General features: G+C 55.7%; 18 protein-coding genes. 13 read left to right on the top strand and 5 right to left on the bottom strand.

Going from position 1 to position 16,990, the window contains the following annotated elements:
• Positions 1-9: 9 nt before the first annotated feature.
• The 12 genes from MHM84_RS13865 to MHM84_RS13805 all read left to right on the top strand — a co-directional run bounded on the left by MHM84_RS13865 (position 10) and on the right by MHM84_RS13805 (position 9,021).
• Positions 10-726 (top strand): DUF2238 domain-containing protein, encoded by a 717-nt coding sequence (locus tag MHM84_RS13865; protein WP_239266953.1) that lies wholly within the window; start codon positions 10-12, stop codon positions 724-726.
• A 103-nt stretch (positions 727-829) separates the two neighbouring features.
• Entirely contained in the window at positions 830-2,230 is a 1,401-nt protein-coding gene (locus MHM84_RS13860) for an MBL fold metallo-hydrolase (RefSeq protein WP_239266952.1), read from the top strand.
• Between the two features lie 334 nt (positions 2,231-2,564).
• Positions 2,565-3,476 (top strand): MBL fold metallo-hydrolase, encoded by a 912-nt coding sequence (locus MHM84_RS13855; protein ID WP_239266951.1) that lies wholly within the window; start codon positions 2,565-2,567, stop codon positions 3,474-3,476.
• A 21-nt stretch (positions 3,477-3,497) separates the two neighbouring features.
• On the top strand, positions 3,498-3,647 hold the full coding sequence (locus MHM84_RS13850; RefSeq protein ID WP_239266950.1) for a sulfur transferase domain-containing protein: 150 nt from the start codon (positions 3,498-3,500) through the stop codon (positions 3,645-3,647).
• Positions 3,648-3,670: 23 nt separating this feature from the next.
• Positions 3,671-3,928 carry a sulfur transferase domain-containing protein gene (locus MHM84_RS13845; RefSeq protein ID WP_239266949.1) on the top strand — a complete coding sequence of 86 codons (258 nt, stop codon included), beginning with the start codon at positions 3,671-3,673 and terminating at the stop codon, positions 3,926-3,928.
• A 335-nt stretch (positions 3,929-4,263) separates the two neighbouring features.
• The gene (locus MHM84_RS13840) at positions 4,264-4,725 is read left to right on the top strand and encodes a YeeE/YedE family protein (RefSeq protein ID WP_239266948.1); all 462 of its coding nucleotides are present in this window, start codon (positions 4,264-4,266) and stop codon (positions 4,723-4,725) included.
• Positions 4,722-5,135 (top strand): DUF6691 family protein, encoded by a 414-nt coding sequence (locus MHM84_RS13835; protein ID WP_239266947.1) that lies wholly within the window; start codon positions 4,722-4,724, stop codon positions 5,133-5,135. The genes MHM84_RS13840 and MHM84_RS13835 overlap by 4 nt, the downstream gene beginning before the upstream one ends.
• A gap of 183 nt (positions 5,136-5,318) precedes the next feature.
• Entirely contained in the window at positions 5,319-6,221 is a 903-nt protein-coding gene (locus tag MHM84_RS13830) for a DMT family transporter (protein ID WP_343218289.1), read from the top strand.
• 173 nt (positions 6,222-6,394) lie between these two features.
• Complete coding sequence (locus tag MHM84_RS13820; protein ID WP_275445778.1) at positions 6,395-6,913, top strand: LysR substrate-binding domain-containing protein; 519 nt, start codon at positions 6,395-6,397, stop codon at positions 6,911-6,913.
• Positions 6,862-7,116, top strand: coding sequence for a hypothetical protein (locus tag MHM84_RS13815; protein WP_239266946.1), 255 nt, complete (start codon positions 6,862-6,864; stop codon positions 7,114-7,116). The genes MHM84_RS13820 and MHM84_RS13815 overlap by 52 nt, the downstream gene beginning before the upstream one ends.
• Positions 7,117-7,428: 312 nt before the next feature.
• A complete protein-coding gene (locus MHM84_RS13810; RefSeq protein ID WP_239266945.1) occupies positions 7,429-8,085 on the top strand; it encodes an SOS response-associated peptidase in 657 nt (218 codons plus the stop codon).
• A gap of 192 nt (positions 8,086-8,277) precedes the next feature.
• Positions 8,278-9,021 carry a Crp/Fnr family transcriptional regulator gene (locus tag MHM84_RS13805; RefSeq protein ID WP_239266944.1) on the top strand — a complete coding sequence of 248 codons (744 nt, stop codon included), beginning with the start codon at positions 8,278-8,280 and terminating at the stop codon, positions 9,019-9,021.
• A 988-nt stretch (positions 9,022-10,009) separates the two neighbouring features.
• On the opposite strand, the gene MHM84_RS13800 is transcribed toward MHM84_RS13805, so the two are convergent.
• Positions 10,010-10,543, bottom strand: a complete 534-nt coding sequence (locus MHM84_RS13800) for a hypothetical protein (RefSeq protein WP_239266943.1) — start codon at positions 10,541-10,543, stop codon at positions 10,010-10,012.
• Positions 10,544-10,707: 164 nt separating this feature from the next.
• Positions 10,708-11,013, bottom strand: a complete 306-nt coding sequence (locus tag MHM84_RS13795) for a hypothetical protein (protein WP_239266942.1) — start codon at positions 11,011-11,013, stop codon at positions 10,708-10,710.
• A 587-nt stretch (positions 11,014-11,600) separates the two neighbouring features.
• Between MHM84_RS13795 and MHM84_RS13790 the strand changes: the two genes are divergently transcribed.
• On the top strand, positions 11,601-13,322 hold the full coding sequence (locus MHM84_RS13790) for a catalase (protein WP_275445777.1): 1,722 nt from the start codon (positions 11,601-11,603) through the stop codon (positions 13,320-13,322).
• A gap of 68 nt (positions 13,323-13,390) precedes the next feature.
• On the opposite strand, the gene MHM84_RS13785 is transcribed toward MHM84_RS13790, so the two are convergent.
• From MHM84_RS13785 to MHM84_RS13775, 3 genes are all read right to left on the bottom strand, one after another.
• Entirely contained in the window at positions 13,391-14,272 is an 882-nt protein-coding gene (locus MHM84_RS13785) for a DMT family transporter (protein ID WP_239266941.1), read from the bottom strand.
• 301 nt (positions 14,273-14,573) lie between these two features.
• Positions 14,574-15,011: an STAS/SEC14 domain-containing protein gene (locus MHM84_RS13780; RefSeq protein ID WP_239266940.1), complete on the bottom strand. Its 438-nt coding sequence runs from the start codon at positions 15,009-15,011 to the stop codon at positions 14,574-14,576.
• 65 nt (positions 15,012-15,076) lie between these two features.
• The gene (locus MHM84_RS13775) at positions 15,077-16,897 is read right to left on the bottom strand and encodes a glycoside hydrolase family 15 protein (RefSeq protein WP_239266939.1); all 1,821 of its coding nucleotides are present in this window, start codon (positions 16,895-16,897) and stop codon (positions 15,077-15,079) included.
• Positions 16,898-16,990 lie beyond the last annotated feature (93 nt).

Genomic DNA, 16,990 nt, shown 5'->3' with positions numbered 1-16,990 from the left:
GAGAGGGTAGTGTCTAGGAAAAGGCAAACAGAATATCGGTTACTGAAACATGACCCTTATCCTCTCTGGCTATTTTCTGGCTTTGCGACCTTCTGGGTGTGGCTAGCGATCGCGCCCCACTACCGGTCAGATTGGCTGCTTGAGAATGTGCTGGTGTTTGCAGCGATTCCGGTGCTGGGCTGGATTTGGTATCGAGGGGGTGTGTCGCGTCTAGCATGGGGTAGTACTTTTCTTTTCTTAGCCTTTCATGCAGTTGGTGCCCACTACACTTATTCTGATGTGCCATATGACCAATGGTGGCAAGCCTTGTTCGGATTCTCCCTGGATCGCAGTCTCGGCTTCGAACGTAACCAATATGATCGCTGGGTTCATTTCTTGTATGGGCTATTGCTGTTGCCACTCGTGGCAGAGCTCATGGAAAGACTTTTCCCCCTCGATTCCTTCCTGCGTCGGTTTATTCCGGTGTTGATGATCATGTCCCACGCAGCGCTCTATGAACTCATCGAATGGTTTGCTGCAGAAGTGTTTGGGGGAGAGTTAGGTCAAACATATTTAGGTACACAGGGGGACGTTTGGGATGCGCAGAAAGATATGTTTTTGGCGCTTTTGGGGGCGCTTTTGGCCAGTATTCTTACCCTTATCATAGGCAAGGCGAACGCGGCGAAGACATACCGGTTATCGAAAAAGCATAAAGGGAAAAATAAATCTGCGCGGTCGTTAGGCTGAATAATGGCACTCAGGGGTGATGCAAGTCGGGTGAGCCCCATGATTACCGATACATTATGCTGACCTTAGCGGCTCTTTCGCTGACAAGGAGTGTATGTCCCTTATGTCGACTTTGACGTTCCTAGGAGCGGCGGAGGAAGTCACCGGCTCCCGCTATCTCCTTGAGGTGGATAGCTCGCATAAACTGCTGCTGGAGTGTGGTCTCCACCAAGGCGGTAATGATGCCAATGAGGCCAATGTGACGCCATTTGGGAAGCTGGCATACGAGCTCAAAGCGGTGGTGCTCTCCCACGGACATCTCGATCATGCGGGTCTACTGCCCAAGTTGGTAGGAGAAGGTTACAGCGGACCGATCCACTGTACTCGCGGGACGCGAGATCTGCTGGCCATCATGCTTCGCGATGCAGCCTTCGTTATGGCCAAGGACATCGAGTGGGAGAACAAGTGGCGCCGCAAGGCGGGCAAGCCAGTGATTGAGCCGCTCTACGGTCTGGATGATGTCGATCAGACTCTCGGACTCTGCCAGTCACATCCCTATGGACAGCCAATCGACTTGCCCGGTGGGGGCTTGTTGATTTTTCATGAAGCCGGGCACATCCTGGGGTCGGCCATCGTAGAGTTGACCATCCCCTCGGGCGGACAAACGAAGCGACTGGTTTTCTCTGGCGACCTGGGCAACCCCAGTTCGGTCTTGATGAAAGATGCAGTGAAGCTGCACGAATCCGACCTGGTACTAATGGAAAGCACTTATGGCGATCGTGATCATCGGTTGCTGGGCGAAACCCTTGAAGAGTTTGCTCAGATTCTCGAGGATGCCCATGCCGATGGTGGCAATGTGCTCATTCCCGCATTTGCGGTAGGGCGCACTCAGGAGATCCTCTACCATCTGAGCGTGCTTTACCACGAAGGACGGCTGCGTCAGCAACTGGTCTTCCTCGACAGCCCAATGGCGATCAAAGTCACCGAGCTCTACCACCGGGCGCGCAAGGCGCTGGACTCGGAAGATATTAAGGTGCTCAATATCGCTGCTAGCGGCGATACCAGTCATTACCTACCAATCCTTCGCATGACTCGGACGGTGGAAGAATCAATGGCGATCAACCGTATCTACGGTGGGGCAATCATCATCGCTGGCGCAGGCATGTGCAACGGTGGGCGCATTCTCCATCACTTCCGTTATAACTTGGAGAAGTCCAGCACACGCTTGATTATCGTCGGGTTTCAGGCCGCTGGTACCCTTGGGCGCCAGCTCGTCGATGGTGCTGCGAAAGTTCGCGTGCTTGGTCATGAGCTAACAATCAGAGCCAAGGTACATACGCTTGGTGGGTTTTCAGCTCATGCCGGCCAGAGTCAGTTGATCGGCTGGGCTGGAGCCTTCCGCAATTGTCCGCGCTTTTATCTCGTGCACAGCGAGCCGGGAGCTCAGCAAGCCCTCAAGGCCGCGCTGGCCGAAAATGGCATCCAGGCAGAGATACCTGCTTACGGCGATAGAATTGAGTTATGACTCAGCATTGCTGCCTCATAGTATAGCCACCACAGATAATGACCAGACTGCTATCGACAAGCTTATGTTTGATGCCATTGCGGACAATGTGCAACTGCACCTCTCCGTGACTTCCTGAATTAGGCTTCTAACAGCGGAGCAATTTCGTAAACGTACCGGAGTGGCGGTCCGCCAGCCTGTGGTCCGACGGGCTGATATCTCAATAGTGTGCTGAAAGCAGGGAGGGCAGCCCCTTAGCAAAAATTTACTTGAAGGTTGTGGTCAACAAATTCATTGTTTTTCAGTTATTCATATCTGGACTAAGCTTGTAACTAATCTAAGGGGTCGAGAAAGCATGCGTATATTCCGACACTCGCCAGGCGTACCGGACGTAGCCGGCTTCTATGATCCAAGGACCTCGAGCGTTCAATATATTGTCAGCGACCCTGCGACCCGGCGCTGTGCCATCCTTGATCCTGTTCTGGACTTCGATGAAAAGTCGGGAGCTACTGCAACGCACCAAGCTGATGGGTTGCTGGATTACGTCGCACAAGAAGGGCTCATAGTTGACTGGATTCTCGAGACTCATCCACACGCTGATCATTTTTCGGCTGCCCAATATCTTAAGGAGAAGACCGGGGCGCCAACGGCCATAGGGGCCTACGTTACGCAGGTACAGGCGTTGTGGAAGGAAATCTATAATTGGCCAGACTTTCCGGCCGATGGGCATCAGTGGGATTACCTCCTTGCCGAAGGAGATCCGCTTCGGATCGGCGAGGTTGAAGGCCGCGTAATGTTTTCGCCTGGGCATACACCAGCGTCCGTTACCTATGTCATCGGCGATGCTGCCTTTGTCCACGATACGCTATTCCAGCCGGACGGAGGCACTGCGCGTGCCGACTTCCCGGGGGGAGATGCTCATAAGCTCTGGGACTCCATCCAAGCGATTCTGTCTCTACCAGATGACACCCGGCTCTTTACTGGCCACGACTACATCCCCGGTGGTCGCGAGCCAGAGTGGGAAAGCACCGTACGCCAACAGCGCGAGACCAATATTCATTTGTGTAATGGCCAGACGGCCGAGGGCTACGTGTCCATGCGCAACGCACGAGATGCTGGACTCCCCATGCCGAAGCTGCTTCTCCAATCACTGCAAATCAATATTCGTGGTGGAGCCTTGCCGGAGCCGGAGGATAACGGCCGGCGCTATCTCAAGATTCCACTCGATGCACTGCCGGGTGCTGCATGGGACGAAGCACGTAGCTAAATAAGCGATAAGGAGAACAACATGGACATCAAACGACTTGATGACCGTTTGAGCGTCACTGAACAGCCGCGGCTCGATGAGCTTGAACAACTCGCAGCCAAGGGATTCCGCACAATCCTCTCCAATCGTCTACGGGGCGAGAGCGAGGTCAGCCAGATCCTGATGCCTTGAAAGCCAAGGCGGAATCTCTGAGCATGGCCTGGCATGAAGTTCCGGTCAAGCCGGGTGAATATACCCAAACTGATATCGAGAACTTCGCCCACGTCCTGAATGGCTCCCCTGGCCCCGTTCTTGGCTTCTGCCGTACCGGCAAACGCGTGGCGCATCTCTGGGCCTTGTCACAGGCCCCGTATCGTCCTGTGTCGGAGCTCGTTGAGGCGGCTCAATCTGCCGGCTATGACTTAGAGCCCTTGCGCGAGCGTCTCGAGCAGCAGGCGAACTTAGAGCAGTAGCCGGTATGTTTCGCTTGCGCAGCATAGTCCAGGACTACCAAGCAGCCAATCTGATTGATTCCTCGGTACTTGATAGCCTGAGGCGGCCAGTGCTCGCTTGTGTTATGCAAGAGGCGAGCTACGTCTCAGTTAGGTCAAGGGGCCGGTAATGGATCAGCTGCAGAATACGAGCTTTCTTCGCCATCTCAGTGGGAACGTGTACTTGAGCACCTACGATGCTTGGCAAGCCCTGCATGGGGCATCGCCCACGATAATGAGCAATCCCGAGAGAGACGATGCGGCAAGAAGCTTCGTCCGTCATTTTTCGCAACGTTGATAACCTTAGGAGATACAACGTGGACGCAGCGGCAAGTCTTTACGGCTTGGTCGGCGGTGTAATGATCGGCCTTTCTGCCGTCTGGCTAATGGCAACGCTGGGGCGTATCGCAGGCGTTAGTGGAATTCTGTCAGGCCTATTATTGGATCGACCTCAGGGAGATTCGGCCTGGCGACTAGCCTTCCTGCTGGGCCTGGTCAGTGGCCCTTTGCTACTCATGCTGCTAGGAGGAGAGCTGGGTAATGTCACCGGTGCACCGAGCGAAGTCATCGGCGATCCGGTGGGTGGCGTCGGCCTGATGCTTATCGCGGGGCTACTGGTGGGTATTGGTACGGGTGTCGGAAGTGGCTGTACTAGTGGCCACGGTGTCTGTGGCTTGGCAAGACTGTCGCCACGCTCCTTAGTCGCAACCTTGACTTTTCTAGGGGTGGCTATGGTGACGGTCTACGTCATGCGCCATGTCCTCGGGGGTGGTTCATGAAAACACTAATGGGCTATCTCGCCGGATTGTTGTTTGGTCTGGGTCTAGCGGTCGGAGGCATGACTGATCCGACTCGGGTGCTGAATTTCCTTGATGTGTTCGGTCATTGGGACCCGACCTTGATGTTCGTGCTGGGTGGCGCCGTTGCCACAACATTTATTGGCTACCGACTGGTGTTACGTCGTTCTCATCCCCTGTTTGCACAGGTATTTCAGTTGCCAACACGACGAGACCTGGATGGACGCTTGATTGGCGGGGCAGCATTGTTCGGTGTCGGCTGGGGATTATCCGGTTATTGCCCAGGGCCGGCGTTTGCCTCTATCGCCGGCTTAACTGCTCCCCTCGTCGCCATGTTAGTGGCGATGATAATAGGCTGGTGGCTGGCCCGGCGCTTCTCACGTGGGCACTAAGGGTGGTCATCGACCGTTGATATGACGAGAAGGCAAACGGCGTTCAGGAAGCTGAGGTTTCTGTCCGTAGGTCGTATTCCACAGCTTGAGCCAAGCTGTGCACGATTAAGAAATAGCAGGCGATCAATAGTTCGTCATCACAGTTAGAACAATTTTCTCACCCAATATTTGTCAGGAGCTGCAGTGTTGCTTCCATCTACCGTGCTCGTCATAGCAGCCGCTCTCCAATGGGGCCTGGCCGGCGGGCTTGGCAGTTTGCTCATCGGTTGGGGTTGGGCACCCGAAGTGATCTCTTTCTGGCGTGCCTTGGTGGGGCTGGGCTGCATGGTGATCTGGCTGGCGGTCATCTACCTCCAAGGGCGGCGTTTCTCACTGAATCGCCGGTTGGTGCTCTGGTCTCTGATAGCGGGGATGGGCGTCGCAGGCAACTTCACGTTCTATTTCATCAGCATCGGCGAGGGAAGCGTGGCGGTGGCCGCTACGCTGATGTATAGCGCGCCGGTTTTCGTTTACCTGGTCTCTTTTATTGGCGGCGTGGAGCGTCCCACCCCGGTGAATTTATCCGCCATCGCGCTAGTGATGGTGGGTATTGTGCTGTTGACCGGCATCTACCGTGCGGAGGCGGGCGCGGTCACCATTCTGGGTATCATCAGTGGCCTGCTGGCAGGCCTCTCCTACGCGCTGTTCATCTTTGGCTTCAAGTACGCTGGCAACTACGGTCCTGCCCCGAGCGTGCTGGTGATCGCTTTTGCCATCGCTTCGCTAGTGCTGTTGCCATTGATCGACCATAGCCAGGCGTTGACTGTACCCGTGTCCGCCGATGTGGCCTGGTTCATCCTGCTTGGTCTGCTGGGTGCCGGTCTGTCGTTTTACTGCTATCTCACGGGCCTTCGGCACACACCGCCTACCACGGCCTCGATTGTCGCCATGGTGGAGCCCGTCACCGCCTCTCTCTTCGGCCTGCTCATACTGGACGAGGCACTAAATCTACCGCAGGTGGGGGGTATGGTACTGATTCTGGGTGCCGTTACCGGTTTGAGTATTCTGCAGAGCCATCCTTCGCGCAGCGATGCAGCAGGGCAGTAGGGCGGTTTTGAACCGGCAGGTACGGCTCAAGACCCGCCTCTCGCTGTGAAAAAAGTGTCTTTCTTCGCTTCACCATGGCCTACCAAGTCGCTGTGCCAAGCGGGAATTAATACTGACTTAATGTAGCGAGGCGATAGTTGTCCCATTCATAGGAAGCCCATATGCATGTTCTATTGATCGAAGACGATGATTTGGTGGCATCGGGCATCCAGGCGGGGCTCGAGTCCCATGACTTCGTGGTTGACCAAGCCTCGACGTTAGTTGAGGCACGCATGACGATGGCTTCCGTTTTCAGCGATGTCGTTATTCTGGATCTCGGTCTTCCCGATGGTGACGGCATGGGGCTGCGTATCGCCGCGATTCCGGGCTTGGCCTTCAGGTTCGTGCCGAGCCTGATCGCCGCCTTGCTGGAGAAGAACCGCAGCTTCAACATCAGCTTTGTCATGATGTCGAGCCACGATGTGCTGCGGGAAGTGGAGTCAGGTCATGCCGATGTGGGCTTCGTGACGCTGCCCGTGAGTTCCCGGATGCTGCGGATCGAGGAGTGGCTGACCACCCATGCGTTGTGCCTGGTCCCACAAGGGCATCCGTTGAGCGAGCTGGAAGAAGTCACCGTCGAGGATCTCAAGGACCAGTACTTTTGGTCATCCGCAACCAGCCGAATGTCGGGGCCGATCCGCTGCTTAGCCTGATCGCCAGCCACGGCACACATATCGCCGGCAAGACCGAAGCCAACATCGGCGCCATCGCGTCATTGGTTGCGAATCGGGCCGGAGTCAGCATCATGAACCCCATCACCGCCTACGATCAGTTGCACAAGCGGGACGAGGTGGCAATGCGACCCTTCAGCCCGCAGATCGACTTCAGTTTTGGCCTCGTCTACCGGGAGGACTAGAAGTATACCAAGGCTTTGGAGTTCATCCGGGCCTATGGCAAGGAGTTGTTGTACGCTTATCCTGCATAGGGGGAGCGTGGCGACTAACGACCCAAAGCGGGCATGGCTGCATACAAAGATGCTACGTTTTCCGGTACGGTTGACTGGGAGGTGTCATCTGAACTCAGCAACGGCTGGCATAAGTGTGTCGACACTAGTTCGGCCATGATAATGGCCTTGCCAAACGCAGGATGCCAGGGCTTCCCGGCTGCTAGGCTTGCCGAGATGAGTGTTACTGCCCACGCTTAGGGAAACTCTCGTCAGGAGTCGCCCATGTGCGGCCGTTTTGCTCTCTACAGCGCCTATTCGAAGTTCGCGACAAAGGCTGGCGTGTCCAGCATCGAGGAAGAACCGACACCGCGCTTTAACGTGGCGCCTGGTACCTGGATCACAGCGATACGTCGGCTCTCGGCAGATGAGCCGTCGCGCGTGGATGAGCTGTGGTGGGGCTACAAACCCAAGTGGGCGAAGGGCAAGGCCAGCCAGCCGATCAATGCCAGAGCCGAGACAGTGGCCACGTCGAGTTATTTCAAGTCCGCCTTTCAAAAACACCGTTGTCTGATTCCCGCTGATGGTTGGTACGAGTGGGACAAAGCCACCACACCCAAGCAGCCACACTTTTTCTGCCGCGAGGATCGCAGGCCGATCTACTTCGCGGGGATATACACGGAACGAGAAGATGGCACCCTGGGCTGTGCCATCCTCACCGAGCCGGCCCGAGGCGCCGCCAAAGATGTACATGACCGCATGCCGCTAATTCTGGACGACGAGAGTCTGGAGCCATGGCTGGACCCTGACCTGACGGATCGAGAGACTCTACGCAATGTGGTGCACCACATCGACGCCAAGCTAATTACGCACTGGCCGGTCAGCACCAAGGTGAACCGGCCGAGTGGGGCGGGGGATGAATCGCTGATCAATCCTGCGTAACGGCAAGACGCCAAATGCAACCAGCGCCACAACACTGGGTCGGCACTGAGGCATTGTCAGCGGTTAGCGGTACTGCCCCCTGGGCAACAGGTCATGCATGACCGATAGGTAGTGCCCGAGACAGATATATGATTCCAACTTAACGAGCAGAGACACTGTGGCCAAGGCTGCATTCCTGCTAGGAGCGCAGGCATGACCGTAGGTTCTCATCCTCCCTATACATTGATGGTTCGCAAGCTGGAAAGCATCTTCCCCCTTTCCGCTGAGGAGAAGCAGGCGCTCCATGATTTACCAGTGCAGGTGATGAAGCTCAGAGCCGATCAGGACATTGTCCGCCTGGGAGACCGCCCATTCCAATGCTGCTTGATTCTGGAAGGCTATACCAGCGTCTACAAGCTGACCTCTGATGGAAAGCGCCAACTCATGGCCCTGCATGTTGCTGGGGATATACCAGACTTGCAAAGTCTGCATTTGCCTGTCATGGACCATAACATTGCCACATTGACCCCTTGCACAGTAGCGTTCGTCCAGCATCGGGATGTGCATCAGGTATGCGAGCGCTATCCCCGCCTTACAGCAGCCTTCTGGCGCAGTACACTGATAGACGCCTCGATCTTCCGGGAGTGGTTGCTTAACGTAGGACGGCGCGAAGCCTATACCCGTATCGCCCATCTTCTCTGCGAGATCCTAGCGCGCCTGAGGGCGGTGGAGCTAGTCGAGGACGGCAACTTCGATCTGCCAATTACCCAAGCTGAGTTGGCGGATGCAACTGGTCTCAGTTCGGTCCACATGAACCGGGTCTTCCAGGCACTGCGCGCCGATGGCCTGATCCAGACCAAGGGTAAACGCATATTCATACCTAATTGGGAGAAAATGAAGGAGGCGGGCGATTTCGACCCACACTACCTTCATTTAAAGGTGGACGATGCCGCTTGAGAACACCCAAGGAACCAGGGGCACTTGATCCAGACATCCATAGAGATAGGCAAGTTGCAGGCGCTGGGTCATGCTACTGAGCCCGGTCTATTGAGGCCGGGCTCAGCTCTGCAGAGTCACTGGAGGCATTTCCTTTTGGCTTGGCCTTTCCTTTGATCTCACGCTCTAAATAGCCAATGTCTTACATGACACATTGGCTTCGTCTCGTACCGCACTACCAGATGCATGAGGCAAGCGCGACTGAGGCGTTTCCTTTTTGTGAAGCTTTCTAACGTGTTTATGGCTTCCTGCCGACGAAAAACCTGTCCAACATGGCAAGACACGCTTTTCATGATGAGATTTTTCGTAGAAACAAAGCCTACACCGCTATCTGCAGGCGCTTACGCTCTAAGGCGTCATCGACTGATCCGACGCCGTCAGTTTATGGGGCAGAATACGTTCCAGCGAGCCAAGGACAGCTCGCCAAGGATTAAACGGCCAGGATGGCTCAGCCAAGGATAACAAGAGCAGGGAATGGTAAAGGTAAAACCAGGGCAGGGAAGCCCAGTAGAACCCCAGCGAGGTGCTGGGGTTTTTGCTTGTTGAGTCAAGAGCTGATCGAGGAAGAATCGGTCCCACGCTTGAACGTGCCGCTGTTCATTGCGTCGCCGAGTCCCGGTGCCAGAGTTATCACTTTCGGCAAATTTAGGAGTTTATGTTCATCTCATACGTTCTTTGTCACTGATCTCTTACATTGCTTCATAACACAGGTTACATCCTTTGCAGTCCTGCATCGGTATAGTGACGGACGTAGACAGGGATATGTCGCGATGGAACCCGGGCAAGGATGCCTGATGAACCAAGGATGCATGAGCAGGATGGCTCATGAGTGGGCGGCAGGAAGCACTACGCCACGCAAAGCCCGGCCTTAACAGGCCGGGCTTTATTATTTCTTGCTTTCTAAGTGCCCACTCCTTCGCCGCGACCTTGTTGCCGCTTTGGCTGCTATCTATGTGTTACGCAGCGATGTTTTTATGGCTGAGATATTGTTTCTTATTTTTGAGTTGATTTCTTTCAGCCTGATACGCATATGCCCATGATTGACGACAGCGCGCTCGAAACGATCGAGGGTTTCTTGCAGTGTCGTCTCGTCGAACTGAGCAGATAGGCGATAGAAGGCAGGTCGAGGTTCACTTGCTGAAGGAATGCGGCTGGCCATCAGCTCATTGTCATGCCAATAGAATTGCCATTCGCCACGTTCTATGGGGGAGTCTACCGTTGAAGGTGGTGAAGTGATTTCCTGCAATGAAAAAAATTCGCTAGGCTCAGGTGCTTGGTCAACCTGTTGCTGCAACTCTCGGTACTCCTCTGCCAAGGCCAGAGTGGACTCGGCCAAGGTTCCTTCGGCTTGGGCGAAAGTAATCGTCGTATACGTCTCGCGGTTCTCGAAGACCCCTTCTATATGATGTTCGATCGGTACCCAGAGTGCGCCATTTTCTACCACGGCCTTGGCCGGTACACGTCCTTCATAGGTGCGTGTCATTTGCTTCATCGCTACAAAATGCTCTGTTAAAAATGGTTTACCAGACAGTAGCGGTAAACCATGCTGCTATGCAAAGCCATTGAGCCATTCCCGTAGGGAAGAATGGAACACGCCCAGGCTATAGCAGGGCGTGTCTATAGTAATGCTTGCCAAGCGTTGAACCGTTACCAGTCTCTGGGTCTCATCAGCGGGCTCTTTTCTCGCTGCCAAGGATGATACGGTACCATCTGGTTGATGGGCTGCTGATTGGCATAGCGTGCCTTGATCATCGCATCACTGCCATCCACACGGTTGGCGCTCCTGACTGAAGCAACGGTAGTCTCGTCTCCCATTCTTGAGCCATGCTGGTGGAAATTCTGGGAAAGCGGCTGCTTCAACGCCTGATAGGCTCTATCCGTTGCATCGCTTGCCAGTGCAGGGGTGGTCAGCAGAGCTGGCAGCAACAGCGCTGCTATTTTACCGAATTTCATGGTCTTAACCTCTCGAAGGAATGTGCCCTAACGGAAGATAGAATCGACCATGTGCAGCGAAGGTACGAATCGAAGCTGGTGAAAGTCTATATTGAAAAAATTAATACCCTGACCCATAGCGAGGAGTCATTCAATAAATAAGGGTGAGCCAAGCGAGCATTGGGGTAACCATGCTGTTTGAAATATTATGATCGTTCATTCATATCGAAAATAGCTGATGTAAAACTTTACAGGCTGTTATACTTGTTTATACGCTCACAGTTCAGCAACAAATATCTTATGCGTTGACGCAGCGCGGGAAGCGCTGCACCTGTGAGGGTCTGTCATGAGCGCTGCTTGTCGTTCATCTGTTTCTGTGCCTTGCTTACGGCTTCGTCCTCATTGAACGCCGTCACCAAGTCCTGTTCGAAACCTTGCTTACGCCGATGCCAGCGACCGCTACGGTGGTTCCTTCCACGGTGCCTTTACCAGCCCAGTCTAATTAGTTTTGGTTTTCATAGCGATAGAATTGCTTTGTCTCTACCTATCGCATAGGCCTGCTACTCTGTGCAGGGACCGTTTGGCAGCTTATTCGAGGAGGACGCTATATGAGCAACGAACATCAGGATACCGGACGTCAGCTGACGAACCGCCAGGGACATCCGATCACCAACAACCAGTCTCAGCGCACGATCGGTAGCCGTGGGCCGGCGACGCTGGAGAACTATCAGTTCCTGGAAAAGATCAGCCACTTCGATCGTGAAAGAATTCCTGAGCGTGTCGTCCACGCGCGCGGTTTCGTGGCCTATGGTGACTTCGAAGCCACCGGCAAGATCGGCGACGAGCCGGCCTCCAAGTATACGCGTGCCAAACTGTTCCAGGACGCCGGCAAGAAGACCGAGCTGGCGATTCGCTTCTCGACGGTCATCGGTGGCCGCGATTCATCTGAAGCCGCTCGCGATCCGCGTGGCTTCGCGGTCAAATTCTATACCGAAGATGGCAACTGGGACCTGGTCGGTAACAACTTGGCGGTGTTCTTCATTCGCGATGCCATCAAGTTTCCCGATGTCATCCACTCACTGAAGCCGGATCCCGTGACCTTCCGTCAGGAGCCGAATCGTATTCTCGATTTCATGAGCCAGACGCCCGAATCCATGCACATGCTGACTCACCTGTTCAGTCCGCGTGGCATTCCGGCGAGCTATCGTCACATGGAAGGTTTCGGTGTCAACACTTACAAGATGGTCAACGCCCAAGGCGAGACTTTCCTGGTCAAGTACCACTTCCACCCGCGCTGTGGCATTGCCAGCCTGACAGAGGAAGAGGCCGCCAAGGTTCAGGGGCAGGATCTCGGCTCGGCCTCGAAGGACCTGTACGAGTCCATCGAGCGCGGCGATTATCCGCAGTGGGACATGTTCGTCCAGATCATGGATGATCACGATCACCCGGAACTCGAGTGGGACCCGCTCGACGACACCAAAATCTGGCCGGAAGATCAATTCCCGCTGCGTCACGTTGGCGTCATGACGCTCAATCGCAATGTGCAAGACTTCCACAACGAGAACGAGCAGATCGCCATGGGTACTGGCGTGCTGGTCGACGGTCTCGATTTTTCCGACGACAAGATGCTGATCGGGCGCACGTTCTCCTACTCCGATACGCAGCGCTATCGCGTCGGTCCCAACTACCTGCAGTTGCCGGTCAACCAGCCTAAGGGCGTCAAGGGCAAGGTCTACACCAACCAGCGCGGGGGGGAGATGTCCTATGGCGTCGATCTCGCGCCGGGCCAGAACCCACACGTGAACTACGAGCCGTCGATTCACAACGGTCTGCAGGAAGCGCAGCGCGAGGAGCCCAACAATCCGCCCGAGGTCAACGGGCGCCTGACGCGCAGCGTTATCGAGCGCCGCAATGACTACATCCAGGCGCGTGCCCGCTTCAACACCATGATGGACTGGGAACGCGACGAACTCATCAATGTCCTTGGTGGCATGATGCAGAGCTGCGAGCGTGATGTGCAGGAACGCATGCTGTGGCATCTGTACCTGGTCCATGACGATTATGGAAACCGGGTCGGCCAGATGATCGACATGACCGCGGATGACGTCCGTCACCTGCAACCGTTGCCCAAGCAAGTCCTGACCGACGAGGACAAGCGTCGCTTGGAGAATCTGGGCAACAATGGCGACAAGATCGATAACACCGTGTGGGGTCAGTGGACCAGCTCGGTCGTCAATCGCCAGGCCGCTGCGGAACAGGTTCTCATGGGCAAACTGGACGATCATCTCTCCGGCGGTATGACCGCGCGCGAAACCGAGATGAGCAAGTAACACCTACTGCATAGGTAGGGTATCGAACCCGGGCATGGTGACATGCTCGGGTTTTTCTTTGCCTGAACTCAGGGTCGACCACGTAGTGTCAGCATGACGCCACCAATCACCACCAGGCTGCCTGTTACCTGAATCCAGGTGATGACTTCGCCCAGCAGCAGCCAGGCACCCAGCATGGTGAATACAGGCAAGAGATTCAGAAATACCGCAGCCCGGGTAGGGCCGACGTCGCCAATGGCGCTACTGTAGAGCAGCAGGGCAATGACCGAGGGAAAGATACCGAGGTAGGCCAGGCCCAATGCCTGCGCTGCATCGATACTGGGAATATCGCCTCGCCAGATCCACTCCAGCATGGCCAGTGGCGCCAGTAACAGATTGGCAATGATCAGCATGGCAAGCAGCCCGCCGTAGCGGGGAAACTTGGCGATATGTGATTTGATCAGGAGCGAATAGCCGACCCAGACCAGAATGGCCAAGGCCATGACGCCATCGCCTGGGGAAATGCCGGTGGCCTGGCCAGAGTCACCCTGGGTGATGACCGCAACGGCACCGCTCAACGAGAGCGCAACGCCGAGCCACTGCAGCCAACGGTAGCGTTCTCCGAGAAGCACGAAACTGACCAGTATCGTGACTACCGGTATCGTGGCTTCCAGAATCGCAACGTTGGTCGAAGACGTAGTCTTTAACGCAGCATAGATCAGGGCATTGAAGAAGGCGACGCCGGTCAGGGACAGACCCAGAAGTGGACGCCAGTGTGTGCGAAACGTGGGGATGGCCCGCAGCATCTGAGGCAGGCCCAGTGGCGCCAATAGAACCAGAGCAATGAGCACCCGTGCCCATGAAATGGTCAGTGCCGGCAGGTCAGCCAGTGCCTTGCCGACGAGAATATTGCCGGAGAAGATCAGAACCGTGAGTAGCAGGAACAGATAAGGACGAAGCAGCGACGGCATTTACGCTCCAGGCATCGAGTCGAAAGCAGGCTGAATGGTACAGGGGAAACATCGAACCTCTGCCAGCCTTGAGCTCTTTTTTCGTCGCCCGATCTAGAAGCCGAGGAGACCGACCCAGTCCGTCAAACGGCAACTACTCGAGATGGAGGCGGACGAGACACGATTATTGATGACGCATCAGGCCAATGTAACGGCATTGGCCGATGCCCTTCCACGTTCGGGCGGGATCGTTGTGATACGCCCCGATAGGAAAATGGGGTCTGATTCCGTGGTCGGCCGCCTCCTGTCAGTGACCGTTGCGTTATCCGGTCTTGCGTACATCGCCATCGCCGTTCGGACGATTGGCAGTCGGACCTGCGAATGCCTCGGGAAGCTGACAGATCCACGTCATGGCGTCCTGCTTTTCCCGGTTGGAGAAGACCCGAATCTTGACTGGGTGGAAGAGCTGGTTTTCCAGCATGGCGATAGGGCGTACCCAAAGACGGTTGGAAGTGATCGCCACGCGATGGAAATGCTCCAATTGGCCAATCTGTGTCAAGCCGTAGCCAATATCGCGGATGAGAGCAGTGGCGGTCATCCAGCGCATGGCATCGATCTCGGCATACAGGCTGACCTTGGGATGCTGACGCTTGGCGTCTTCGATAGCATCGATGACCACCTGCAACTCATCGGCCGTGACACGGCCCGCGGCACGGAAGGCGACCACGTGCGGTGAGGGGACGACAATCAACTCAAGCATGGCAGCGGCCTCTCAGTAGAACGCTTGCTTAAGCGTAGCATCGGCGACGAGGAAACGAGAGGGGGTCACTCCTCGCCGCGCTCCTCGGCCGGTCCCTTGACCCCTCTCTGGCAGCAGCTCAGGTTATGTGCGCTGTTGATCAATCCCACGTGTGAAAAGGCTTGAGGGAAGTTGCCGAGCTGGCATTTCTGGATCGGATCATACTCTTCGGCCAGCAGTCCCAAGTCGTTTCTCACCGCCAGAAGCTTGTCGAACATCTGTTCCGCCTCTTCCTGTCGGCCAAGCATGACGAGGGCATCGACGAGCCAGAAGCCGCAGACCATGAACGCCCCTTCACCGTCAGTCAGCCCGCATTTCGCTTTCTTTTCACTCTGAAAACGATACACGAATCCATCGTGTACGAGCTCCTGCTGGATAGCGTCTATGGTGCCTACCATTCGAGGATCATCAGCGGGCAGAAAGCCGACCTGGGGAATCAATAACAGGGACGCATCCAAGGCCTCGGCACCGTAATACTGTACGAAAGCGTTGCGCTCCGGGTTGAAGCCTTTTGCGCAGACTTCGTCATGAATCTGCTGGCGAAGCTGACGCCAACGTTCGATGTCCCCCTCCAAACCGAACTCCTCGACACTCTTGATGGCACGGTCCACTGCGACCCATGACATGACCTTGGAATGCGTGTAATGGCGGGCCGGGCCGCGGTGCTCCCAGAGGCTCATGCCTTTTTCTTGCCAGTGGGTCTCCAGGAATTCGAGCAGCTTGCATTGGATGGCCCAGATATCCTCGTTGGGCTCGATATTGTGGACGCGGCCAAAATGCAGGCCATCCATCACTTCGCCGAAGATATCCAACTGAAGCTGCTGGTAGGCATCGTTGCCAATGCGTACCGGCTGGCTGCCGTTGAAGCCGTTCAGCCACTCGAGCGCATGTTCATAGAGTCGTCTCTCTCCGGCCAGGCCATAGATGGGCTGTAGCTTGCTGGGGTCACCGGCAACGGCGCGTAGCAGCCATTCCCGCCAGGCACAGGCTTCGCTCCGGTAACCTGAAGAGAGCAGGGCATACAGGGTAAAGGTTGCATCACGCAGCCAGGTGAAACGGTAGTCCCAGTTCTTTCCGCCGCCTGCCTCCTCGGGAAGCGAGGTCGTCGCTGCGCCTACCATGCCTCCCGTTTCCACATGGGTAAGCGCCTTGAGCGTGATCAACGACCGTACGACGGGCTCGCGGTACTTGTCTTCGATCTCGCAATGGCTACTCCACTCAGTCCACCAGTCTGCCGTGTCTTTCAAGGCTTGCTCTGCATCGCGGGTGGGAGGCTCCTCGCAGAACGAACGGTACCAGGTCAGAACGAAGGGAATGCGCTCACCGTCACTGACCGTGAATGAGCCATGCACATCGTTATCTTCTTCGACGAGCGGCACTGGCGTTTCCAGGCGTATCCCGTCGGGGCCGGCCACGCCTGTGATGCCTTGCTCGCGGATGCGCACCCAAGGGGCGATGCGTCCATAACCGAAACGGAACGCTGCATCCATACGCATGTCGACACAGCCCTCGCGACCTTCGACGATACGGATGACATCCACCACACTGTCGTTTTCCCGGGAAAGGGGCATGAAATCGATGATGGCAGCGCGCCCTGACGGCGTCTCGACTTCGGTTTCGAGAATCAGGCTTTCTCCCACGTAGCGCCGCCGAATGGCACAGATGGATTGGCTGGGCCATATCTTCCAGTAACCGTTCTCATGCTCACCCACTAGTGCAGCACAGCAGGCGTCCGAGTCGAAGCGTGGCAGGCATAGCCAGTCGATTGACGCATCCCGATCGACGAGGGCGGCAGTACGCATGTTGCCAATAAAACCATAGTCTTCGATCCGTTTATGGTGCGGCATGCAACTATCCTTGTCCCGATGACATAAACTAAGCGCACTCTATGACAGGATGAATAATTTGCCTGTTACTGGATTATTACGCTTACAAAAGTA

Source organism: Halomonas sp. McH1-25 (assembly GCF_022348165.1).
GTDB lineage: Bacteria > Pseudomonadota > Gammaproteobacteria > Pseudomonadales > Halomonadaceae > Modicisalibacter.
The sequence above is the reverse complement of the archived record's forward strand: the minus strand, read 5'-3'. Positions and strand labels throughout refer to the sequence as shown.